Annotated in this window: 23 protein-coding genes; 9 read left to right on the forward strand and 14 right to left on the reverse strand. The window is 65.2% G+C overall.

The genetic code is table 11. From position 1 onward, the window contains the following. Positions 1-29: 29 nt before the first annotated feature. From ugpC to FJ426_RS08745, 6 genes are all read right to left on the reverse strand, one after another. A complete protein-coding gene (gene ugpC / locus FJ426_RS08720) occupies positions 30-1,094 on the reverse strand; it encodes a sn-glycerol-3-phosphate ABC transporter ATP-binding protein UgpC (RefSeq protein WP_140516175.1) in 1,065 nt (354 codons plus the stop codon). Positions 1,095-1,128: 34 nt separating this feature from the next. Then, positions 1,129-1,950, reverse strand: a complete 822-nt coding sequence (locus tag FJ426_RS08725) for a carbohydrate ABC transporter permease (RefSeq protein WP_140499101.1) — start codon at positions 1,948-1,950, stop codon at positions 1,129-1,131. Further along, positions 1,951-2,952 (reverse strand): sugar ABC transporter permease, encoded by a 1,002-nt coding sequence (locus FJ426_RS08730; RefSeq protein WP_224519032.1) that lies wholly within the window; start codon positions 2,950-2,952, stop codon positions 1,951-1,953. It lies immediately after the preceding gene. Next, entirely contained in the window at positions 2,952-4,289 is a 1,338-nt protein-coding gene (locus FJ426_RS08735) for a sugar ABC transporter substrate-binding protein (protein WP_140516177.1), read from the reverse strand. Before FJ426_RS08735 ends, FJ426_RS08730 begins: the two co-directional genes overlap by 1 nt. A 63-nt stretch (positions 4,290-4,352) precedes the next feature. Beyond that, positions 4,353-5,012 (reverse strand): GntR family transcriptional regulator, encoded by a 660-nt coding sequence (locus FJ426_RS08740; protein ID WP_140499104.1) that lies wholly within the window; start codon positions 5,010-5,012, stop codon positions 4,353-4,355. Between the two features lie 19 nt (positions 5,013-5,031). Beyond that, positions 5,032-5,916: a dihydrodipicolinate synthase family protein gene (locus FJ426_RS08745; protein ID WP_140516179.1), complete on the reverse strand. Its 885-nt coding sequence runs from the start codon at positions 5,914-5,916 to the stop codon at positions 5,032-5,034. Positions 5,917-6,179: 263 nt separating this feature from the next. On the opposite strand from FJ426_RS08745, the gene FJ426_RS08750 reads away from it, so the two are divergent. Next, complete coding sequence (locus FJ426_RS08750) at positions 6,180-8,141, forward strand: acyltransferase family protein (protein WP_140516181.1); 1,962 nt, start codon at positions 6,180-6,182, stop codon at positions 8,139-8,141. Between the two features lie 149 nt (positions 8,142-8,290). After that, complete coding sequence (locus FJ426_RS08755) at positions 8,291-8,596, forward strand: hypothetical protein (protein ID WP_140499110.1); 306 nt, start codon at positions 8,291-8,293, stop codon at positions 8,594-8,596. Positions 8,597-8,703: 107 nt separating this feature from the next. Here the strand turns inward: FJ426_RS08755 and FJ426_RS08760 are convergent, their stop codons facing one another. After that, entirely contained in the window at positions 8,704-9,300 is a 597-nt protein-coding gene (locus FJ426_RS08760) for a DUF6456 domain-containing protein (protein WP_140521422.1), read from the reverse strand. Positions 9,301-9,434: 134 nt separating this feature from the next. Between FJ426_RS08760 and FJ426_RS08765 the strand changes: the two genes are divergently transcribed. Both FJ426_RS08765 and FJ426_RS08770 read left to right on the forward strand, forming a co-directional pair. Next, positions 9,435-9,716 (forward strand): DUF982 domain-containing protein, encoded by a 282-nt coding sequence (locus FJ426_RS08765; RefSeq protein ID WP_140499114.1) that lies wholly within the window; start codon positions 9,435-9,437, stop codon positions 9,714-9,716. 99 nt (positions 9,717-9,815) lie between these two features. Further along, positions 9,816-10,118, forward strand: coding sequence for a DUF982 domain-containing protein (locus FJ426_RS08770; protein WP_181175333.1), 303 nt, complete (start codon positions 9,816-9,818; stop codon positions 10,116-10,118). Positions 10,119-10,358: 240 nt separating this feature from the next. Here the strand turns inward: FJ426_RS08770 and FJ426_RS08775 are convergent, their stop codons facing one another. After that, positions 10,359-10,943 (reverse strand): GcrA cell cycle regulator, encoded by a 585-nt coding sequence (locus FJ426_RS08775; protein ID WP_140671053.1) that lies wholly within the window; start codon positions 10,941-10,943, stop codon positions 10,359-10,361. Between the two features lie 123 nt (positions 10,944-11,066). Beyond that, positions 11,067-11,213 (reverse strand): hypothetical protein, encoded by a 147-nt coding sequence (locus tag FJ426_RS31745; protein ID WP_246675522.1) that lies wholly within the window; start codon positions 11,211-11,213, stop codon positions 11,067-11,069. Positions 11,214-11,512: 299 nt separating this feature from the next. On the opposite strand from FJ426_RS31745, the gene FJ426_RS08785 reads away from it, so the two are divergent. Further along, positions 11,513-12,217 (forward strand): helix-turn-helix transcriptional regulator, encoded by a 705-nt coding sequence (locus FJ426_RS08785; RefSeq protein ID WP_140499435.1) that lies wholly within the window; start codon positions 11,513-11,515, stop codon positions 12,215-12,217. Between the two features lie 62 nt (positions 12,218-12,279). On the opposite strand, the gene FJ426_RS08790 is transcribed toward FJ426_RS08785, so the two are convergent. Further along, a complete protein-coding gene (locus tag FJ426_RS08790) occupies positions 12,280-12,582 on the reverse strand; it encodes a hypothetical protein (protein WP_140556357.1) in 303 nt (100 codons plus the stop codon). Between the two features lie 173 nt (positions 12,583-12,755). Between FJ426_RS08790 and FJ426_RS08795 the strand changes: the two genes are divergently transcribed. From FJ426_RS08795 to FJ426_RS08810, 4 genes are all read left to right on the forward strand, one after another. Further along, positions 12,756-13,124, forward strand: coding sequence for a hypothetical protein (locus FJ426_RS08795; RefSeq protein WP_140516189.1), 369 nt, complete (start codon positions 12,756-12,758; stop codon positions 13,122-13,124). 155 nt (positions 13,125-13,279) lie between these two features. Next, on the forward strand, positions 13,280-13,876 hold the full coding sequence (locus tag FJ426_RS08800; protein ID WP_140499124.1) for a hypothetical protein: 597 nt from the start codon (positions 13,280-13,282) through the stop codon (positions 13,874-13,876). Beyond that, complete coding sequence (locus FJ426_RS08805) at positions 13,873-14,493, forward strand: hypothetical protein (RefSeq protein ID WP_140556356.1); 621 nt, start codon at positions 13,873-13,875, stop codon at positions 14,491-14,493. The genes FJ426_RS08800 and FJ426_RS08805 overlap by 4 nt, the downstream gene beginning before the upstream one ends. Next, the gene (locus FJ426_RS08810; RefSeq protein WP_140516193.1) at positions 14,490-15,065 is read left to right on the forward strand and encodes a hypothetical protein; all 576 of its coding nucleotides are present in this window, start codon (positions 14,490-14,492) and stop codon (positions 15,063-15,065) included. The genes FJ426_RS08805 and FJ426_RS08810 overlap by 4 nt, the downstream gene beginning before the upstream one ends. Positions 15,066-15,087: 22 nt before the next feature. Here FJ426_RS08810 and FJ426_RS08815 read toward each other — a convergent pair whose 3' ends face one another. The 4 genes from FJ426_RS08815 to FJ426_RS08830 all read right to left on the reverse strand — a co-directional run bounded on the left by FJ426_RS08815 (position 15,088) and on the right by FJ426_RS08830 (position 20,319). After that, positions 15,088-16,203 carry an ionic transporter gene (locus FJ426_RS08815; protein ID WP_140516195.1) on the reverse strand — a complete coding sequence of 372 codons (1,116 nt, stop codon included), beginning with the start codon at positions 16,201-16,203 and terminating at the stop codon, positions 15,088-15,090. Positions 16,204-16,330: 127 nt separating this feature from the next. Next, the gene (locus FJ426_RS08820; protein ID WP_140825170.1) at positions 16,331-17,614 is read right to left on the reverse strand and encodes a hypothetical protein; all 1,284 of its coding nucleotides are present in this window, start codon (positions 17,612-17,614) and stop codon (positions 16,331-16,333) included. A gap of 126 nt (positions 17,615-17,740) precedes the next feature. Further along, complete coding sequence (locus tag FJ426_RS08825; protein ID WP_140516199.1) at positions 17,741-18,757, reverse strand: ABC transporter permease; 1,017 nt, start codon at positions 18,755-18,757, stop codon at positions 17,741-17,743. After that, positions 18,754-20,319, reverse strand: a complete 1,566-nt coding sequence (locus tag FJ426_RS08830; protein ID WP_140559844.1) for a sugar ABC transporter ATP-binding protein — start codon at positions 20,317-20,319, stop codon at positions 18,754-18,756. Before FJ426_RS08830 ends, FJ426_RS08825 begins: the two co-directional genes overlap by 4 nt. Between the last annotated feature and the right edge of the window lie 227 nt (positions 20,320-20,546).

Here is a 20,546-nt window from a genome sequence, read left to right on the forward strand (position 1 = left end):
GAAGACAGCCCCGTCCCGCGGGGCTGTTGTCATGCGCCGACGCGCCGGCCGGTTTCGGCGTCGAACAGATGCGCGCAGGCGCGGTCGACCTCGATGCGCACCAGCTGGCCCTGCTTGAGCGCCAGCCGCTCGCGGAAAAGGCAGTCTATCTCCTCGCCGCCGCAGTCGACCTTGGCGAAGATCTCCGAACCGGTGGCTTCCAGCAGCGTGACGCTGCCGGGTATGCCTTGGCTGCTGGCGCGGATGTGTTCGGGGCGGATGCCGTAGACCAGCTCTCCGCCCGGGACCTGTGCCGGATGAAGCGGCGCCGGCAGCGGCAAGGTCAGCCCGCCTGCGCTGCGGAAGACGCCTTCCTCGATGCGGCCGCGAATGAAATTCATGGCGGGCGAACCGATGAAGCCGGCGACGAAGAGATTGGCCGGCTGGTCGTAGAGGTCGAGCGGCGCGCCGACCTGCTCGACCAGGCCGTCATGCAGCACCACGATCTTGTCGGCCATGGTCATGGCCTCGATCTGGTCATGCGTGACATAGATGGTGGTGGTGCCCAGCCGCTGGTGCAGCGCCTTGATCTCGCCTCGCATCTGCACGCGCAGCTTGGCGTCCAAGTTGGAGAGCGGTTCGTCGAACAGGAAGACTTGCGGGTCGCGCACGATGGCGCGCCCCATGGCGACACGCTGGCGCTGGCCGCCCGAAAGCTGGCGCGGGAAGCGGTCGAGCAGCTTTTCCAGGCCGAGGATACTCGCCGCCCTGTTGACGCGGCCGGCGGTATCGGCCGGATCGGCTTTCTTGATCTTGAGCGCGAAACCCATATTGTCGGCCACCGTCATATGCGGGTAGAGCGCGTAGTTCTGGAACACCATGGCGATGTTGCGGTCTCGCGCCCTGAGATCGTTGACGACCCGCTCGCCGATGGCGATCCTGCCGGCCGAGATCGTCTCCAGCCCCGCGATCATGCGCAGCAGCGTCGACTTTCCGCAGCCCGAAGGTCCGACCAGGATCACGAACTCGCCATCGGCGATGTCGACGCTGACGTCGTGAATGATCCTGGTCGCTCCGAATGCCTTCTGCACATTGTTGATGGTCACCGCTGCCATTTCATGTCCTCACCTGGAAAGAGTGTCGTCGGCTTCAGCCGCCCTTGACCGCGCCGGCGGTCAGCCCGGCGACGATCTGCCTTTGCGCGAACATGGTCAGCACCAGCACCGGCAGCGTCACCACCAGTGCGGCGGCGGCCAACGGCCCCCAGCTCACCTGCTCGTAGGAGAGCATGTTGTAGACCGCGACCGGCAAGGTCCGCGTCTCGCGGCTGGCCAGCACCACGCCAAAGACGAAATTGTTCCAGGAGAAGATGATGGACAGGATGAAGGCCACCACGATGCCTGGCCGGGCGATGGGCAACGCGACCAGCCGGAACACCTGCCATGAGGAGGCGCCGTCCATGCTGGCGGCCTCCTCCAGCTCCATCGGCGTGGTTTCGAAATAGCCGATCATCACCCAGACCACGATCGGCACCGTGACCACGAGATGGATGATGATCTGCGGCCACAGCGTGCCCAATATGCCCGCCCACTGGAACAGCAGGAACAGCGGGATGAGATAGGACAGCCCCGGCGTCATGCGCGCGATCATGATGACGACCGCCGACCGTTCGGCCTTGAGCCGCGCTATGCCGTAGCCGGCAGGCACGCCGATCAGCAGCGCCAAGAGCGTCGCCGTGCCGGTCACCAGCACCGAGTTCCAGAAGTAGAGCAGGAAATTGTTCTCCTCGAACACCTTGGCATAGTTCGACCAGGCCACGTGCTCGGGGATGAAGACCGGCGGCGAGGCGCCGTTGTCGATCTCGAATTTCAGGGACAGCGAGATCATCCAGAGGAAGAACAGGATCGCCGGCGAGACGAAGACCAGGGCGGCGAAGAACAGGCCGATCCGGTTGAGCAGTCGCGAACGCATCTATTTGCCCTCCGCGTCGGTCCAGCGGCTGCGCTGGCGCAGCATCAGCAGGACGAAGGACAGCGCTACGATAAGAACGAAGAACACCACCGCCATGGCCGAGCCGTAGCCGACGTCGTAATAGGAGAAGGCGATGTTGTAGAGATAGATGTTGATGGTCTCGGAGGCCGTGCCCGGTCCACCCTGGGTCATCGCATAGATGATGTCGAAGCTCTTCAGCGCGTCGATCGTGCGGATGATCACCGCGATCATCAGGAACGGCGCGATCATCGGCAAGGTCAGGTACCGGAACTGCTGCCAAGCATTGGCGCCGTCGATCTCGGCGCTCTCGAAGGGTTCGCGCGGCACCGAGGCCAGCCCGCCCAGCACGATCAGCATCACCAGCGGCGTCCACTGCCAGGTCTCGACAGCGACCAGCGAGGGGATGACCGTCCTGGCGTTGAATATCCATTCCTGCGCCGGAATGCCGACCAGCGACAGAAGGTAGTTGAGCACGCCGAGTTGCGGATGGAACATCATCGTCCAGACCAGCGCCACGGCGACGGGCGTGGCCATCATCGGCATCACGAAAATACCGCGCAGCACGCCGCGCAGCGGGAACCGGGCATCGAAGATCAGCGCCGCGACCGTGCCGAGCAGCATCGGCGCGGCCACCGAAAGGAAAGTGTAGGACAAAGTGTGCGCGAGCGATTCCCAGAACCGCCCATCGCCGACCAGTCGCAGATAGTTCTCCATCCCCGCGAAGCTTCGCGACTGGCCAAGCGTCCAGCGGTTGACGCTCATCCACAGCGTGAAGGCCCAGGGAAAGACGATGACGGCGCCGACGACGACCAGCGCGGGGACGACGAAGGGCCAGTAGCTGGGAGCCAGCTTGACGGGCCGGCCCCCCTCGCTTGCCTGTTTCGTCACCCCGGTACGATCGGTCGTCGCCCCGGCGCGATCCGTCGTCGCCCCGGCGCGACTCGTCGTCGCCTCGGCGCGCTCTGGGGCAGTTGCGGACATCAGCCTTGCTCGCTCCTGTCGAGGACCGGCTGGAACTGTTCCGTCGCCTTCTTCAGTTCCTCCGCCGGGTCGGCCCCGGCGAGCAGGTTGCTGAGCGCCACGCCGTAGATGTCGCGGAATTCGGTGACCGGGATGATGACCGGCAGCGCCAGCCGGCTGACATTGCCGGAGCCGACCACGGCATCGAGCCAACTCGCCGGCATGGTCACGCCTTCGCGCACCTTGGGGTCTTCCAGCACCGATTTGCGGAACGGCACGCCGGCACCTGCCTGCAGCAGCCGCGCGCCCATGCCGGCCGACACCGCCCATTGGCAGAAGAGATAGGCGGCTTCCTTCTTCTCGCTGGCCGTTGTCACGCCGAGCCCGTCGCCGAACGTACCCGAGGCATGCGCCTTGGGGCCCTTGGGCATGACGCCGTAGCCGACCTTGCCGACCACCCTCGACTTCTCCGGATTTTCCATCGGCGGCGCGAAACCGACGCCGTCGAACCACATGCCGATCTTGCCTTGCAGGAAGGCGGATTGCGCTTCGGCCCAGTTGAATCCGGTGACGCCGGGCGGCGCGGATTTGGTCATCAGCCGCTGGTAGAGGGCGGCCGCCTCCACCGCCTCGGGCGCGGTGGTGCGCAGCTTGCCCTTGTCGTCGAGCGGCGTCATGTCGTAGCCGAGCATCAGCGAGGTCCAGACCGGCGTGTTGGCGTTCTTGAGGCCGCGCGCGACGAAACCGTAGGTGTTGGTCGACGGGTCGGTCAGAGCCTCCGCGGCTGAAACGAGCTGATCGAAGGTTTCGGGGTATTTGAGGCCCTTGGCCTCGAACAGCTCCTTGTTCCAGTAGATTATCCAGTAGTCGACCGAGAACGGCAGCGAGCGCAGCACGCCCTGGCCGTCCTTGGCGAACAGCATGCCGGCATCGGCAAAGTCCTTTTCGACCAGGCTCGGATCGGTCAGCGTCGGGTCGGCAAGGTAGCCCGATATGTCGGCCAGCCAGCCGCCCTTCTCGAACTGCCGCTTCTGCACATGGTAGCTCAGATGCACGACGTCGAAGCTGGGTTTGCCGGAGCTGAGCTCGATCACCGTCTTCTGGCGCTGCTGCTGCTCGGGCGTCGCCTCGGCATTGACCTTGATGCCCGTCAGATCCTCGAACTCGGCGAGATATTTGATCAGCGTGTCGCTGCGCGGGCTTTTCACCAGATTGACGTCGAGCGTCGTGCCCGCGAAGCGCTTCCAGTCGACGCCGGCGGCAAGGCTCGGGCGGATACCGGCAAGGCCGGCGCCGGCGAGCATGGCGGCGCCCGCAAGGAGCTGCCTTCTGGTTGGGTTGAATGGATTGGACGGCATTTCTTCCTCCCGGTTGCTGTCGTTGTCGATTGCGCCGCGACAGGCACGGCGCGGCCTGCTTCCTCAGATATGGAGCGCCAGCCGGCGCGCATTGTCGATATGCTGGCTGATCGCCTCTACCGCCTTTTGTGGATTGCGGCTTTCGAGGGCTTCGATCACGCTCAGATGCTCGCGCATCACCGGCACCACGCGCCCGTCGATGCGGAACCGTTCCTGGTGGATCAGGCGGATCTTCACCGAATTGACCAGATAGGCCTTGGCAATGATCTCGTTGCCGAGCGCATCGATGAAAGTATCGTGCATGGCCCAGTCGATGGTCTGAGCCCTGGCCTCCATCTCCGGCGTCGGGGTCTGCGCCAGCGCCTGCGCAAGCATGTCCTCATGCTCGCGGCGCAAGCGCGCGAGTTCGTCGTCGGAGGCGCTGACGGTGAACAGCGCCACCGCCTCGCGCTCCATGAACAGGCGGAACTGGAAGGCCTCGCGGATCAGGCTGATGTCGATATGCGCAATCTGCATGCCGCGCTGCGGGATCGTCGTCAGCAGCCCCTCGGCTTCCAGGCGCGGCACGATCTCGCGGATGGCGCCAAGCGGCAGGCCGGTGAAGGCGACGAGTTCGCGCTGCGACACGAACTGGCCCGGCTTGAGGTCGCGTGCCAGCAAATGCCGCGTGAAGCTGGCATAGGCCTGCTCCCGCAGATTTGTCTGGTCGCCGCCATTGGCCATTTCAGCGCTTCCCTTCCCGTCAGGCCGCCGCGGCCGCGAAAAGAGTGTCGTAGGCAGCGCCAAGCTGCTGGCGCCCCGGCGCCGCGATCGGCTCGAGCGGCGGCCGCACCGCCAGCCAGCGCTCGTCGCCGGTTTTGCGCGCCACCATCACCTTGACCGCCGGAATGACCGGGTGCTTGAGCAGCTCGAGCACGAAACGCTCGACCCGCGCATCGTCCTGCCCCATCTGCGCCATGGCGAGGACCTCGCCGGCGGCGAAATTGGCCATGCCCGAAATCGCGCCCTGGCCACCGATCCTGACCGCCCGCGCCAGATGCCGCTCGTCACCGATCAGGATCACCAGATCGCCATGGGCGCCGAGCAGCGCCTCGCTATAGGTCCAGTCGCCGCCGGAATCCTTGACGCCGGCGACCACGTCCGGAAACGCCTGGCGCAGCCGGCCGATCAGCCCCAGCGAAAGCTGCACCGTGGTGACCGAGGGAATGTTGTAGAGCAGCACGCCGCGGGCCAGCGGACCGAGAGCGGCAAAGACAGCGGAAAACCAGCCGAAAAGGCCATCGTCGCCGATATTCTTGAAATAGCTGGGAGGGGCAAGGAGGATGTTGCGGGCGCCGCGCTGCAAGGCATGCCGAGCCTGCTCGGCTGCATCCTCGGCCGCATCGACCAGCACGCCTGCGACAAGCTGATGCGGCGCGATGCCGGCCGCCAGCATCGCCTCGGTGACAGCCCGCCGCTCCTCGGTGCCGACCGAAGCGCCCTCCCCGGTGGTGCCGAAAAGCGTCACACTGGTGCAGCCCTGCGCCAGGCAGCTTCGGGCCCACGTCACCATGGGTGGAATGAGGATTTGCCCCGACGCATCGAAAGGCGTGGCCAGAGCAACCGAAAGACCAAAACGCGATGTCACCAGCGAGCCTCCAAAAGAGCAGTTCGCAGGTAGTGATATCACGCTAACATGTTAGTCGTAAATAGGGCGGGCACCATTTACCGGAAACATAAGATGTGAGGCGTCCGGCGGCAGGCGTCATCCATGCCTCGCGTCACCGTCATCTCCGTTTCTGCCGCTGTCCTTTTTCCTGCCATGTTGCGTTGCGAAAGATTTGTTGCATTGCGATACGATCCGCCCCGACTAACAATGGTCGCGGGTTGGGCTTGCACGAAGGATTTGTCGTGGCAGCATCGTTCCGACCCGATATCGAGGGAATGCGCGCACTGGCGGTAGCAGGCGTCGTCGCCTATCATTTCGGCCTCGCCGCCCTGCCCGGCGGCTTTGCCGGGGTCGACATCTTCTTCGTTCTCTCCGGTTATCTCATCACAAGACACCTTTTGCAGGAGATCGGCGAGAGCGGCCGGCTGAACCTGTGGCGCTTCTATGCCCGCCGCGCCCGGCGGTTGCTGCCGGCCTCGCTGTTCGTCATCCTCGCCACGCTGCTGGCCGGCGCCTTCATCCTGTCGCCGGAGGAACAGGCGCTCTATTCGAAGGGCGCGATGTTTGCCTCGGCCTATATGATCAATCTGTGGCTGATCCGCTGGTCGTTCGACTATTTCGCCTCCGATGCCGCCAACAACCCGTTCATCCATTTCTGGTCGCTGTCGGTGGAGGAGCAGTTCTACCTCGCATGGCCGGCGCTGCTTGTTCTCGCCGCATGGCTGCGGCCGGGACGGCGCGCGGCTATCGTGGTCATCGGCGTCACCGGCCTGGTTTCGTTCGTGGCCTGCGCCTGGCTGACCAGCGTTTCGCCGCCCTGGGCTTTCTATTTCTCGCCGCTGAGGGCCTGGGAGTTCGCCGCCGGCGGGCTTGCTACGATGGTGCCGGCGAATTTCCTCCAGTACCACCCGCGGCTGCGCGCCGCGCAAGGCTGGCTCGGCCTGGCGCTGATCGTGCCCGCCTATCTGCTGCTGGACGAGGCGCTGCCCTTCCCCGGCCTGCTGGCGCTGCTGCCGGTCGTCGGCACGGTGCTGCTGCTGGTCAGCGGGGCAGGCGAGCGCCAAGCGGGTGGCAAGCTGGCCGGCGGCCCCACGGCTGTCCTGTCGCTGCCGCCCATGCAATCGATTGGCAGGCTCTCCTATTCGCTCTATCTCTGGCACTGGCCGGTCATCGTCTATGCGGGAATGGTCACCGCGGAGCTTTCCGGGCTGGACAGGTTTGCCTGCCTGGCACTGACGCTGATGCTCTCCATCTTCACCTATCACGTCATCGAAAACCCCGTGCGCCGCAACGGCTGGCTGATGGCAAGCGCCGCCCGCGCGCTCGTGCCCGCGGCGCTGCTGACCGGCGCCGGCGTGGTCGCGGCCTACGCCAATGCCAAGTTTGCCGTTCACGAACTCGATCCGGAGCAGCGCGTCATCGCCCAAAGTGCGGCGCGTCCGTCCACCGCGCGTGCCAGGGGCGGCTGCGTGCTCGACTACGAGACCGTCACTCCGAAGCCCTGCGTGTTTGGCGCCAAGGATGCGAAAGGCACGATCGCGCTGTTCGGCGATTCACATGCCGACCACTGGTCGACGCCGCTGATCGAGGCGGCCGAAAAGCGCGATTACCGGGTGGTTACCTGGCTCAAATCCTCGTGCCGGGCGTCCCGGCTGTCGACATGGTCGAGCAAGCTGAAGCGCGACTACGCCGAATGCGACCAGTGGCGCGAGCAGTCGATCAAGGAGATCCTGGCGCTGAGGCCGGCCCTGGTGGTGATCTCGGAAATCGCCCTGACCAGTTCGCGCAAGATGGCCGCCGGCAAGGATGAGCCCGACAGTCAGGACGCGGAGTGGAAGGCTGGCCTGCGTTCGACACTGGAGACGTTCAGCAAGGCCGGGCTGAAAGTCGCCTTCATCCGCGACGTGCCCTTCAACGACGAGCAGGTCGACACCTGCGTGGCGCGTGCGCTGTGGCGCGGCGACACGCCCTCGCTCTGTGATCAGACGCGCGCCTATGCCGCCAACGACGCCATGGCCGCGGTGGAGCGCGACGTCGTGCGCAGCATTCCGAACGCCCGCTATGTCGATATGACCGACCAGTTCTGCAACCAGACCACCTGCCATGTCTTCATCGGCGGCAAGATCGCCTTCCGCGACCGCCACCATCTGGCGACCGCTTTCGCCGAGACGCTGGAGAAGCCGCTGGAGAAAGCGCTGTTTTAGAAGGGGTTAGCGTCCCTTCTTCAAAGGCGCGCTGCCAAGACGCCGCCCCCTCACAGCGCGCGCGGGCACGAAACATTGGTTTACCGGCTTTATGGGAACAGGGCCGCGAGGGCAGCGTTTATTAGATGAGCCTTAAAGAGGAGGTTGCCATGAAGAAACTCTTGCTCGCATCCGTGATTGCCGTCGCTTCGGCGGTGGCCGTGATTGCCCCGGCAAATGCCGCCAGCATCACGCTTGGCATCGGCAACGGCTATGACGACGATTACTATGTTCCCAGATATCGTCACCATTATCGCGATTATTCCGACGATGACGGCTACTATCGCCGCTACAGCATGTATGACGAGAGCTACCGTCCGCGTTACTACGGTCATCGTCGCTGCCACACCGAGGTGATCAAGCACTGGCGTCATCACCATCGGGTCATCGAGAGAGTCCGCGTCTGCAGGCGTTGACCTGACAACCAATCCGGCCGGCATCGCGCCGGCCGGATGTCATGCACAGCGCCATGCCCTGGAGCGGAGCACTTGTCGTGCGCGCCGCAACTCCTCGGGGCCCAACCCTATCGTCGCATCATCATCCCGTAGTGCATCGCCAGCAGATCGAGCCCGATTCTCAACAGCTTTGCCGCCACGTCCCTGCCCTCGCTCATCTCTCCCGCCACGCCTCTGACCGACTGCTCCAGGCACACGATCTTCCGGACCACGTCGACCACCTCCCAATGGCCGAGAGCGCGGGTCGCGGCGGCGTGCGACCGTCCGGCATTGAGCACGCTGTCGGTGATGCCGCCGCTTGTCCTGTCGCCGTCGACGCGTTCGCTCCAGCGCATCGGCTTGATATCAGCCTGCTGGCTGGCGCGGAAATCCTCGCGGTAGCGCAGACCGGCTTCGCGCTGCTGGCGCGACAGCGAGGTGATGCCCAGCAGCGGATCGATGCTGCGCACCCGCACGATACCACCGGTGGAGGTATGGCCGTCATTGGACACCTCATAGACGCGCCGCGCCTCCGACGTGCCGGTTGCGAGCCGCTTGCGGCCGAACTCATCGTCCCGCAACGCGAAATCATGGCCGACCTCGCGGCGGATGCGCACCTGCTCGGCCTCGCCCTTCGGCAGCTTCGGCGTCTGCGGTTTGGCTGATCTGGCGGCTTTCTTGCTCATGGCTGCGTCCTTGTGGGGAGTGGATTGAGGTGCTGGCTGGCGGGGCAGCAATCCCTGGCGAAATTGGCTGCGTGCGCCGGAACCAGCGGCGAGGCTGGGCGTTGTGCCGCACCAAACCAACAGGAGGTATGCCCATGACCGCCTTCATGCCGGTGACCTTGCGCTTCTGCGACAACAAGACCATGCTGGTGGGCTCCATCGCCCAGGCGGCGACCGCGCTTCGCCGGCAATGGCCTGACAAGACGGCCACCGCCTATCTGGATGCGGCAAGGCTGGTCAGGCTCGCCATCGACGGGAGCTGCCGCCAGCGCGTCGCCTTCGAGGCTTTCACCAAGGCGGCCGGGCAGCAGGGGCTGCTGGTGGCAAAGCCGCGTAGCCGCGCCCATGAATGGCTCGACGCCGCCGCGGGCCCGTGAGGCGGCTGAAAACGTGATGCAACCGCGCCGCCGCCTTGCACGTTGATAGGGGCTGGCTTCCGAGCCGCGCACAACGCCAAGGTAACCGCCGTGGGTACCATGAAAACAGGATCTCCGCTCAAAGTATGCCTGGACGGGCATGTCCAGGTGATCGACAGCGTCGTTGAGGCAGCCGACTTCCTGCAGCGCTGGCCGGTTGAACGGCGTGGTCACGTCTACCGCAGTGCGCTCAACGCGTGCAGTGCGGCCATCGCGGCGCAGATTTCGCACGCCGACGCGATGAAAGCGTTCACCGGCTTCGCGCGGGTTACCCGCATATTGGCCGGCGATGACGGCCGGCCAGCGATGCCTGATGCAATGAGCGTGCGGATGCCAAAGCAGGGCCACGATCTGCCAAAATAAAAGCGTTGCGTGGCCGCCGTTCCCGCCAGATCGCCACCATTGCAGAAGAAAAGCCAGCGTTGCAGCTAGTCTCTTTCTCCCCGTTTTACGGGGAGAAATGCCCGGCAGGGCAATGAGGGGCGGCGCCACCGTTTCGATACCTTGCATCTGACCCAATCTCCCGAATTCATGCTTGTGTTCCCAATCCTGACCGGCGTTGCCTCCTGCCGGCATCGTCTCCCGAGAACGGGGGAAAGAAGCTCACCCCGCCTCGCAGACACGCCGGTGGAAGCGCGCCTGGTGATAGGTGCAGTAGCTTTTCATCGCCCTTGTGCGCATGCCGCAGCACAGCATGTGGACGCCCGGCCGGCCTCCGGGCGCGTCGTTTTCCGGATTTTGCTCCAGCGTCAGGTCAAGCGGAGCGCGGCAGCGGCCGAACAGGCAGTCGACGAAGCGCATTGCCACGCCATGCGGCTGGCGGCCGATCGGGCTTCGGTGCGGCACCGGTACCTCGAGGCGGTAGGCTTGCCCGTCCGCGATCAGCACGCCGGCCTCGCGCGCTGCGAGGCGTTCCGCACCTTCACCCTTCGGCACGCGCTTGTGTCCGGCCTTGGCGGCGCGGTCCGCGGCTTTGTCATTCGCCCTCTCGGCTGCCGCGATCCGCTTGCTGTTGGCAAAGCCGATAGAACTCAGCATGGCGTTGCGGTGAACGATGCCAATGATGGCGTCGCGCGACACCGGGCTGCCTCGCGACGCGCTGAACCGAGCCGCGATGCGCGAGGCGGAAAGTCCGTCCGTCAGCCAGCCGGCGATCGCCTGCAATTCCTTGTCGCCGTAAAGTGCCATGTCCTGGTCTCCGTCCATTGCGCGGCCGCGGCAGCGCGCGACGCGGCCGGCGAGTGTCGGCCCGCCGCAGGCGGTGGGCATTGTCGGGTTCGATCCGGCCTGTCGGCCGTTGGATTGGCGGCCTCAGCCCGGCCGGCCGTCCAGCGCGGCGAGGCGCGCCAGCCGCGCCTCTGCCGTCACCCGGTCGGGTGCGGAAACCGCCCTGCCCGTCAGCCTGTCGAGCAGGATCACGGTGCCGTCCTCGGTGCGGATCAGGGAGCGGATCCGCACCGCGCTGAATTGGGGGCCGGAGCCGCGGGGAGCGGCGGCTCCGGCCGTTCCGGCCGCCGGTGACGGGCGGACCGGACGTGCGGCTGATGCATCGGGGCAATCAGCCTCACGCTTCGCCCTGGCCGGGGAGGAGGACAGCCGGGGCGAAAGGGAATGAGCGCTGGCCGGCTCGCGTGAAGCTGGCCTGAGGGCGCTTTCGACTCGGAAGGGGTTGAGCTTTTGCATGAACGGATATAAGCATAACTCAAAAACTTATGCAAGCCATTCTTTCATGGACGAAAGCAGCGCTTGTTGGTCACATGGGCGCCATGGTGAAAACGCAACTGTCGATCAAGGTCGGGGCGGCAATCCGCCAGGCGCGCAAGCAGCGCGGCCTGGTCATGCGCCACATCGCCGAGCACAACGACACCGACGTCGCCGCCGTCGGCAATTGGGAAACCGGTCGCAACCTGCCCAAGACGGAAAACCTCCTGAAGACTGCCGCCTTTCTGCGTGTCGACCCGGTCGCGCTCGGCAAGGGCGAGGTGGTTTTCCTCGACGATGCCGGACCGGTCAACGACGCCGAGATCGTCACCGACGCCGGGCCGCCCCCCGCCGGGCCGATGGACATCCAGGTGCTGGGCGCCGCCGTTGGCGGCGACGACGGCGATTTCACCTTCAACGGCGAGCCCGCCGGCTACGTCCAGCGCCCACCCGGCATCCGCAACCTGGCCAAGGTGTTCGCGCTGCATGTTCTCTCGGATTCCATGGTACCCCGTTACGAGCCCGGAGACCTGATCTATTGCGGCGGCCGCGATGCCGTCCCGGGCGATCACGTGGTGATCGAAACCTTCCCGGAAGAGAACGAACGCAACGGCAAGGCCTTCATCAAGAAATTGGTCAAGCGCACCGCCGCCGAACTGGTGGTCGAACAGTACAATCCGCCGAAGACGTTGACCTTCAACCGCTACGCCATCAAGCAGGTCTGGCGGGTCATTCCGTTGAAGGAATTGCTGGGCTATTGAGGGCGACGGGGCAATTCTTCCTCCCACAAGGAGAGCAGGCAAAACCCAGCGTCGATGCCACCTCACGCCCGCCCCGATCCCTCCAGCGGCATCTCGCGCTCGCTCAGCATCAGCGCCTCGCTGCGCACGCGCTGGCGCTCGTTGATAAACGCCGCCCGGATCTGGATCGCCGTGCCCGGCAGCCCGTCGGCGCGGCAGGCCGAGCAGACCAGCCGGCCCGAAAGCGCTGCCAGCGGCGTATTGCCAGTCACGCCGAAGCGCCGCAGCTGATCGGGCTTCCACCACCTGTTGCGGCCGCAATCGGCGCATTCGACCGATATCGAAACGACATCCGCAATCACTGATCCCTTGCCCGTCAATGCCATCGCGGCTCGCCTTTTTGTTCCTTGTTTGTTCGCATATTCCTGTGTTTTGAAACGAGAGTCGAGTCGCATCTTTCAGGGCTCCGCAAAAGTTTCTCTTTCGCCAATTTTTGAGTTATGCTTCTATATGGCTTGCAAAGCCGAGTCGGCGCGCGTGCAGCACCCCGGGAGAGACGATGGACGCCCTTGCCGCCGATTTCGCTCATGCCTGCGGCTATGGCGGCGACAGTCACGCTCTCATCGAGGCCTTCGCGAGAATCCGCGAACACGGCATCCGCCAGGCGCGCCTCGGCCATTTCAGGCGCAAGGTGGTCGTCGACGCGCTGAAACAATCGGAAGCGCTTTTCCTGGCGGCGATCGGCCCGGCGCTATCGGCACAAGAAGCCATCGAGGACGCCGCCCGCTTCATCTCCTTCTGGCGCAACATGCCGCGCTGGCGCCAGGAACGGCGCCTGGCGGACCTCGCCAGGGCGAGGCAACAACGCCTGCTGGCGCGCTTCTTCCGCCGCTACGGCCACCGCATTTGGGCCTTGCAGGCGGCATAGGCGGGCTCGCTAAGCCGTCGGCGACCACACTGCGCCACGAGAGAGACGCAGCCACGAGAAGAGCTGGGCAATGCCGCCATTTGCGGGTTCCCATCCGCGCGTTTTCTTCCTAGATTGCCTGCGGGTGGCTGATCGTTCGACGTGCATATCAGGGAATGTTCAAGACTGCCCGTTCAAGAGTCCAGGCCTGGATGACGGCAGGCGCGGGAACCATCGCCGCGCTGTTGGCGGCCGGCCTCATGGGCGCCTTTGGCGCCCTGCCCGCTCACCCTCCGCCGCAACTGCCGTCCGATGCCGCCATCGATGCCGGCCGCTGGCGCATCAAACCGGTGCGTGCCTACGTCAGCCATGCCGACATCCATGGCGTGCCGCTGAAACCGGGCCAGAAGGCACTGGTGCTGGAGGCCGACATGACCAACCGCACGGCCGAATCCAACAAGGCCTACTTCGCTGTCTTCAAGCCGGAGGGAATCACCCTGCCGGACTCGATGCCGATGATCGCCCTGATACGCGATTCGACCCTGGCGCCGGAACTGCACCCCGGCATGACCGAGCGCCTGGCCTATGTCTGGCCGCTGGCCGGCGACGCCGCCGTGCCGCCGACGCTCGCCTTCGGCGTCACCGCGGAGATCTTCAAGCCGCGCGACAATCTCTACGGCACGCCCGGCTGGTACAATCCCTACCGTCTCGGCACCGTGACCTTGCCGCTCGCCGATATGCCGGCAACGGACACGCCGGGAGCCGGCTCATGAAGATGCGGGTCCTCGGCAATCTCGCGATTCTCGCCGCCACCGTGGCGCTGAGCTACGGTATGCAGCTTTCCAAGCCGCATTATGCCGACCTCACCGCGCCCATCCCGGTCGACGGCGCCATGCACGACACGGTGCGGGCACGCAGCTTCGACGTGCGGCTTGACGAGGTTGTCTTTGCCCGCGCGCTGAAGACCAACCAGTTCGGGCAGCAAAAGCTTTTGACGACGAGCGGCGTGTGGGCGGTGGTGACGACCAGCCTCACCGCGACCGACGCCTCCATCACGGTCGCGGACGGCACCTGGCAAGGTCCGACCGGTCTGCGCTACCGCCAGACGGAGCGGCTGGGCTATCGCCAGGACATGCCGCCGCACGGCGTCGATCCCGGCTTGCAAAAACGCGGCCTGTTCGTCTTCGAAGTACCGCCCGACCAGATCGGCGGCGCCAGGCTGCTGGTCTCGGAACGCCAATTCGGCGCGCTCGACGCGCAGGCCCGCATCAGCTTCGACGGGTTGTCTGCCGGCGCCGATGGACAACCGGCCGGCATCCTGCCGCAATACGATCTGGATGCACCACCGGGCCAGACTTCTCCGGGCCAGACACCGCAGGGCAAGCCATGAGCGCCGTCGCGACCGACATGGGGCCGGCCGCCGAGCGGCAGGTCGAGAAAAAATGGCGCAGGCGCAGCCTGGCGGCGCTTGTCATCCTGCTGCCGCTGGCGCTGGCAGAAACCAGCCATGACAGCTTGCGCGAATGGCTGGGCGGCGAAGACCTCATCGCCAGGGATGTCGAGTTTGGCCAGTCCGCGCACTTCGGCGGCAGCGACTGGAAGCTGGCGGACCTGCGCGGCGGCAAGGCCGGCCGCTTGCCCGATCAGGCCTTCGCCGTCATCGCCACCTTCTCCGTCACCGTCGGCGATCCCGACTTGCAGAAGCAATGGCTGGGCTGCAGGCTGATGCTGACCGATGCCGCCGGCCGCCGCTGGCTCCCCGACATGATTTCGGGCGTCAGACTGCCGGACGGCGTGATGAACTGCACCTCGGCGATCTTCTCCGGCGCCAAGACAGGCGACGTCATCACCATCGGCGACACCTTCATCGTGCCGGAGGATGCCATCAAGACCATCCGTCCCGCCATTGGGCTGGGAAGCGGGCGGCCGTGGTACCTGCGGTTTCAACGGCCGCCGAAGTAGCGACAGCGCCGGCAGTCCGGAGTCACGGCACGGCGATCAACAGGACGTAGGCAACAAAGACGACGAGGTGAGCAAGTCCGGTGAGAACCGTCGTGCGTCCGGTACTGAAACTTACGACACTCACCGCAAGGGCCAGAACCAGCAAAATCACGTCGCTCGGACCGAGACCGAGGTTGAGCGACTTTCCGGTGATGAGGCTGGCCGCCGCCACTGCCGGGATCGTCAGTCCGATGGTCGCGCACGCCGAGCCCAAAGCGACGTTCAATGCGCGCTGGAGCTCATTCCCCCACGATGCCTTGATGGCGGAGATCGCCTCGGGGAGCAGCACGACAAACGCAATCATCGCGCCGACGATCGCATCCGATTGCGGGATCTGCAGGTAGGTAAGGCCATCTTCAACGCCAGCCGCGACCCGTTCCGTCAGCAGGACGATCCCGACCAGTCCCAGAAGCAGGAAGACGAAATGCGTTGGCACGCCGTGGACCTGCGGAGAATGGCTTTCCGGAGCGCTTTCACGGACCTGCACCTCCAGGAAGTCCTCTTTCTGGCTGTAGCTCTGGGCGAAAACGAAACTGCCGTAGAGCAAGAGCGACAGCAGCGCGACGAAGGCCAGTTGCGTGGGAGAAAATGTCCCGGGGCTGGTGGCAAGCGTATAGTTCGGCAGCACCATCGTCAGCACCGTGATCGCGGTCAGCACCGAAAGAAAGGAACTTGTGCCTTGCCTTCGGATGTCCTGGTGGCGGTGCCGCCACCCGCCAAGTGTCAGGCACAGCCCCACGATGCCGGTGCAAACGATCATGACCGTGGAGAACACGGATTCTCGCGCCAGGGTCGGATTGTTGGCGCCATGTCGCATCATCGAGACGATGATCGACACTTCGATCGTCGTTACGGCCAAGGTAAGGACCAGGGTGCCGTACGGCTGCCCAACACGTCGGGCTATCGCCTCCGCATGTCGCACCACGGCAAAGACGGTTGCCAAGGTAAGGATGATCGATATGCCGGCAACGATCACCACAATCGCCGTCCGATCTTCGATCGGCTCTATGTTCGATTGCAATATCAACGCCAGCGCGCAGCAGACAACAGGCAGGCCGAAGGTCATTGCCTCACTTCGACGGCGGAAGAAGTAAGTCATGGCATTCTCTTCGATCTTGCGAATGCAAACAGGCGGTCTGTTTACGAGACCAGGAAAGATCGCACTTTCGCCCCATCACACGTACATGGCAAGGCGCGACAAGGATACGCTACGGTCATTCCCGTCGCTACCGGGAACGACCGCCCCCCTTCGAAAGCGAGAACGCCGTCTCCAGCACCGCGGCGAGGAAGCAGATGCGCAGCGGCTCGACCAGGATGCCGGTGGAGGAATCCTGGAACGGGCTGCCGAACAACAGCGTCACGCCATGCGACAGGATCTGCCAGACGTCGAGCTCGTGCGGGCCGATCAGCCGCGTCGCGCCGAGCCACAGCCAGGCCGCGCCCCAGTCGAGCAGGCGATAGCCGACGATCAGCGTACACAGCAATACGAGGCTGGAACTCACCGTCAGCCGCACGCCATTGGCGATCGGCAGATAGCGCGAGCGGTAGCCGGCGACGAAATGCTCGACGAAATCGCGCAGGAATTTCGGCAGGCCGGCATAGCGCTTGCCGACGCGTTCCAGCCGGCCGTGCACGCGCATCAGTGCCGTATCGTCGCGCACATCATAGCCATAGATCAGCGCCGCCATCACCAGCCAGATCAGCGGCAAGAGCATGTAGAAGAACAGGTTGACGGCGATCGTCGAGGGCGCGATCGAGGTGATCTCGACCGGCACCATCGGCGCGGCCGTCGCCGCCGGCACCGGGCTCGCCAGCCCGTCGGCCGACGCCTGCAGAACCGACCAGAAATTGCGGCTCATCAGCCATTGCAGCGCGCTGTCCTTCCAGCGGCTGATGACGTAGAGGCCGACGAAGATCCAGTTGGTCTCGCAGATCACCACCACGATCTGCCAGAACGAGGCGGCGCCCGTTTTCGCCTGCATGAACTTGGCCAGCCGGCGCACCAGCCAGGACACCGCCACCGAGACCAGCAGCCAGCGCGAATCCAGCACGTCCAGAACATTGGCGCTCTGGCCGAAGCCGGCCTGGTCGAGCGTTTCGCGCGAATATTGCCGCACGATGTCGCCGAGGAACCCCCAGGCCGCGTAATAGGCGAAGAAGGGCAACAGCGCGATGGTGATCATGCGCACCAGCCGCGAACCGCGCCGGTCCGCGGTTCCCTGCCCCTCGGCGACCGTGGCCTTTTCCGCGCCACGCTGCGCGGCCAGCACATGGGGCAAGCCGGGACGCAGCACATGGAACATCGCCACCGTCACCACCAGTTGCGCCAGTGCCACCAGCGTCAGCATGGCGAGCCCGGCGAAATGATTTGCGAGCGCCACCTTGGCCGCCAGTTGCAGCAAGAGATCGCCGGCCAGAACACCGGCCAGCACCAGCACGACGAGCTGCGGCCAGAACCGCCGCAGCAGCGAAAAACTCAAGCTGATCGGTCTGATGATATCGGCAAACATGAGGTTCTCTCAGAATGCCACCCGCCCGAAATCCTTCTAGCAAAGGGGGGTTGTTTTGCAAGAAAGGTGGCGAGCTCTCCTGCCAGAGCGGCGATTTCCCCTTCTCCGACGACAAGGGAGAAGGAATTAGCGCCTCACCCGCGACTTCAGCCAGCGATCGAACGCCACCGCCAGGATCAGGATTAGGCCGATGACGATGCTTTGCGTGTACGACGAGACGTTGTTGAACTGGAGCCCGTTCTGTAGCACGCCGATCAGGGCGGCGCCCACCACGGTGCCGCCCACCGAGCCGATGCCGCCGAACAGCGAGGTACCGCCGATGACGACGGCCGAAATGACCGTCAGCTCGTAGCCGATGCCGGCCACCGCTTCGGACGAATTCAGCCTGGCCGACAGCACGAAGGCGGCGAGCCCGGCGAAGAAGCCGACGATCACATAGACCGAGACCAGGATGCGGTCGACGCGCAAGCCCGACAGCCGTGCGGCCTCGGCATTGCCGCCGACGGCGTAGACGGCGCGTCCATAGCGCGTGTAGCGTAGCACGATGTGGCACAGGATGGCGGCCGCCGCGAAGATGATCGCCGGCACCGGCACGGGGCCGATCAGCCCGGTGCCGAACCACCGCATAGAAGCGTCGAAGCCCGAGATCGGGCCGCCATTGGAGATGGTCAGCGTCAGGCCGCGAAACACGGTGAGCCCGCCAAGCGTGACGACGAAGGGCGGCACTTTCAGCCTGGTGATGGCAAAGCCCTGAACACCGCCGGCCACCGCCCCCACCACCACGGCGGCTAGCAGCGCCGCGAACCAGCCATAGCCCTGCGTTCCCGACGTCGACAGCGACAGCGTGTTGGCAGTACCGCCCTTGGCAACCACGGCCGCCACCATGCCGCAGAAGGCGAGCAGCGAGCCGACCGAGAGATCGATGCCGGCGGTAAGGATGACGAAGGTCATGCCGAGCGCGATCAACCCGGTGATCGATATCTGGCGGGTGATGTTGAACAGATTGATCGGATCGATGAAGCTCGGCTTCAGCACGGTGAAGACGACCACCAGCGCCGCCAGGAACAGCAGCGGCCCGAAATTCATCAAGAGCCGCGCAATGCTGATGCCGCCACGCCGGCTCTGCTCCTCGGCCACGCTCATCGTGCCTCCTCCTCAACCGCTCCCGGCTGGTCGAGCGCCATCAGTTCCATCAGTTTTTCCTCGCTTGCCTCGATGCCCGGCATCTGCCCGGTGATGCGTCCCTTGCGCATGGTCACGATCCGGTCCGACACAGCCAGCACTTCGGGCAGCTCGGACGAAATCATCATCACCGCTATGCCGCGCGCTGCCAATTGCACCAGGATCTGGTGCACCTCGGCCTTGGCGCCGACATCGACGCCGCGCGTCGGCTCGTCGACGATCAGCACCTTGGGGTCGCGCGCCAGCCAGCGCGCCAGGATCACCTTCTGCTGGTTGCCGCCCGACAGGCCCTCGATCGCCTGCTCGGCCGACGCCATGCGGATCGACAGCATTTTCCGGAACCCCGCCAGCGCATCGCGCTCGCGCCGCTCGGCCATGAAGCCGAAGCCATTGCTGAACCGCCCGAGCGAGGCGACGGAGAAATTCGGCAGGATGCCGAGCGCGGCGAAGATCGCCTGATGCTTGCGATCCTCAGGCACAAGGCCGATGCCGAGCGCTATGGCATCCGCCGGCGAGGCCGGCGCGATGGGCCTGCCGTCGAGCGTGATCGTGCCGCCCGCGATCCGGTCGGCGCCGAAGATGGCGCGCGCCAGCTCCGTGCGACCCGAGCCGACGAGGCCGGCGACACCCAGGATCTCGCCGGCCTTGAGGTCGATATCGACGCCGTCGAGCACGATGGCGTGCGGCGCTTCGGGATCGCGCACCGTGCGCAACCCGCGCACCGACAGCACGACGTCGCCGGCCACCGTGCGCTGCGCCGGCCGCGCATAGAGCTCGGACGCCGCGCGGCCGACCATTTTCTCGATGATGCGCGGCAATCGGATCGGCCCGCCTTCGCGGTCGAGATTGCCGGCCAACCTGCCGTCCCGGAGCACCGTCATGCGGTCGCAGATGGCGGCGGCCTCCTCCAGCCGATGGGTGACGAACATGATGGCGACATGGTCCTTGCGCAGCCTGTCCATGATCGACAGCAGCCGCTGCACCTCTGTCTCGGTCAGCGCTGATGTCGGCTCGTCCATGATGATCAGCCGGCTCTTCAGCGACAGCGCCCGTGCAATCTCGACGAGCTGCTGCTCGGCCACCGAAAGCGCCGAGACCGGCGTCATCGGATCGATCGTGAGGCCGACGCGGGCGATGATGGTGCGGGAGTCCTGCTCCATCTTGCGCCAGGAGACGAGGCCGAGCGGACCGGCCGGGGCGCGGCCGATGAAGATGTTCTCCGCCACCGTCAGCGTCGGGATCAGGCTGAGCTCCTGGTAGATGGTGACGATACCGAGCCGCTTGGCATCCTGCGGGCTCGACGGCCGGTAGTCGGCGCCGTCGAAAATGATATGGCCGCTGGAAGGCGGTATGACGCCCGACAGGATTTTCAGCAGCGTCGATTTGCCGGCGCCGTTTTCGCCGAGCAGGCCGAGGATTTCGCCGGGCCTGACGTCGAGCGAGACATCGTTCAGCGCGGTGACGCCGGCGAAACGCTTGGTGACGCCCTCGACGGCGAGCAGGACGGGTGCGGCTTCAGCCATGGAATGGGTGCTTCCCTCGATGCAGTTTCCGGACCCGTCGGCGCGTGAACACCCCCCTCTGTCCTGCCGGACATCTCCCCCGCAAGGGGGGAGATTGGCTGTCTGTTCCGCATTCGCCAATTTTCAACGCCGCAATGAGAATGCGGACATCGACACTGCCGATCTCCCCCTTGCGGGGGAGATGGCCGGCAGGCCAGAGGGGGTGCTGCCCCGCCGACCTCTCCATG

It is taken from the genome of Mesorhizobium sp. B2-6-4 (genome assembly GCF_006441495.1).
Lineage (GTDB): Bacteria > Pseudomonadota > Alphaproteobacteria > Rhizobiales > Rhizobiaceae > Mesorhizobium.

Excerpts from the sequence above, each read along its gene's own strand:
- FJ426_RS08790 (WP_140556357.1), bottom strand. The coding sequence starts at position 12,582 with ATGGCATTGACGGGCAAGGGATCAGTGATTGCGGATGTCGTTTCGATA.
- FJ426_RS08830 (WP_140559844.1), bottom strand. The coding sequence starts at position 20,319 with ATGGCTGAAGCCGCACCCGTCCTGCTCGCCGTCGAGGGCGTCACCAAG.
- FJ426_RS08770 (WP_181175333.1), top strand. The coding sequence starts at position 9,816 with ATGAAAACAGGATCTCCGCTCAAAGTATGCCTGGACGGGCATGTCCAG.
- FJ426_RS08735 (WP_140516177.1), bottom strand. The coding sequence starts at position 4,289 with ATGCCGTCCAATCCATTCAACCCAACCAGAAGGCAGCTCCTTGCGGGC.
- ugpC (WP_140516175.1), bottom strand. The coding sequence starts at position 1,094 with ATGGCAGCGGTGACCATCAACAATGTGCAGAAGGCATTCGGAGCGACC.
- FJ426_RS08740 (WP_140499104.1), bottom strand. The coding sequence starts at position 5,012 with ATGGCCAATGGCGGCGACCAGACAAATCTGCGGGAGCAGGCCTATGCC.
- FJ426_RS08725 (WP_140499101.1), bottom strand. The coding sequence starts at position 1,950 with ATGCGTTCGCGACTGCTCAACCGGATCGGCCTGTTCTTCGCCGCCCTG.
- FJ426_RS08820 (WP_140825170.1), bottom strand. The coding sequence starts at position 17,614 with ATGTTTGCCGATATCATCAGACCGATCAGCTTGAGTTTTTCGCTGCTG.
- FJ426_RS08765 (WP_140499114.1), top strand. The coding sequence starts at position 9,435 with ATGACCGCCTTCATGCCGGTGACCTTGCGCTTCTGCGACAACAAGACC.
- FJ426_RS08800 (WP_140499124.1), top strand. The coding sequence starts at position 13,280 with ATGTTCAAGACTGCCCGTTCAAGAGTCCAGGCCTGGATGACGGCAGGC.
- FJ426_RS08825 (WP_140516199.1), bottom strand. The coding sequence starts at position 18,757 with ATGAGCGTGGCCGAGGAGCAGAGCCGGCGTGGCGGCATCAGCATTGCG.
- FJ426_RS08785 (WP_140499435.1), top strand. The coding sequence starts at position 11,513 with ATGGGCGCCATGGTGAAAACGCAACTGTCGATCAAGGTCGGGGCGGCA.
- FJ426_RS08805 (WP_140556356.1), top strand. The coding sequence starts at position 13,873 with ATGAAGATGCGGGTCCTCGGCAATCTCGCGATTCTCGCCGCCACCGTG.
- FJ426_RS08815 (WP_140516195.1), bottom strand. The coding sequence starts at position 16,203 with ATGACTTACTTCTTCCGCCGTCGAAGTGAGGCAATGACCTTCGGCCTG.
- FJ426_RS08795 (WP_140516189.1), top strand. The coding sequence starts at position 12,756 with ATGGACGCCCTTGCCGCCGATTTCGCTCATGCCTGCGGCTATGGCGGC.
- FJ426_RS08730 (WP_224519032.1), bottom strand. The coding sequence starts at position 2,952 with ATGTCCGCAACTGCCCCAGAGCGCGCCGAGGCGACGACGAGTCGCGCC.
- FJ426_RS08755 (WP_140499110.1), top strand. The coding sequence starts at position 8,291 with ATGAAGAAACTCTTGCTCGCATCCGTGATTGCCGTCGCTTCGGCGGTG.
- FJ426_RS08760 (WP_140521422.1), bottom strand. The coding sequence starts at position 9,300 with ATGAGCAAGAAAGCCGCCAGATCAGCCAAACCGCAGACGCCGAAGCTG.
- FJ426_RS08810 (WP_140516193.1), top strand. The coding sequence starts at position 14,490 with ATGAGCGCCGTCGCGACCGACATGGGGCCGGCCGCCGAGCGGCAGGTC.
- FJ426_RS08775 (WP_140671053.1), bottom strand. The coding sequence starts at position 10,943 with ATGGCACTTTACGGCGACAAGGAATTGCAGGCGATCGCCGGCTGGCTG.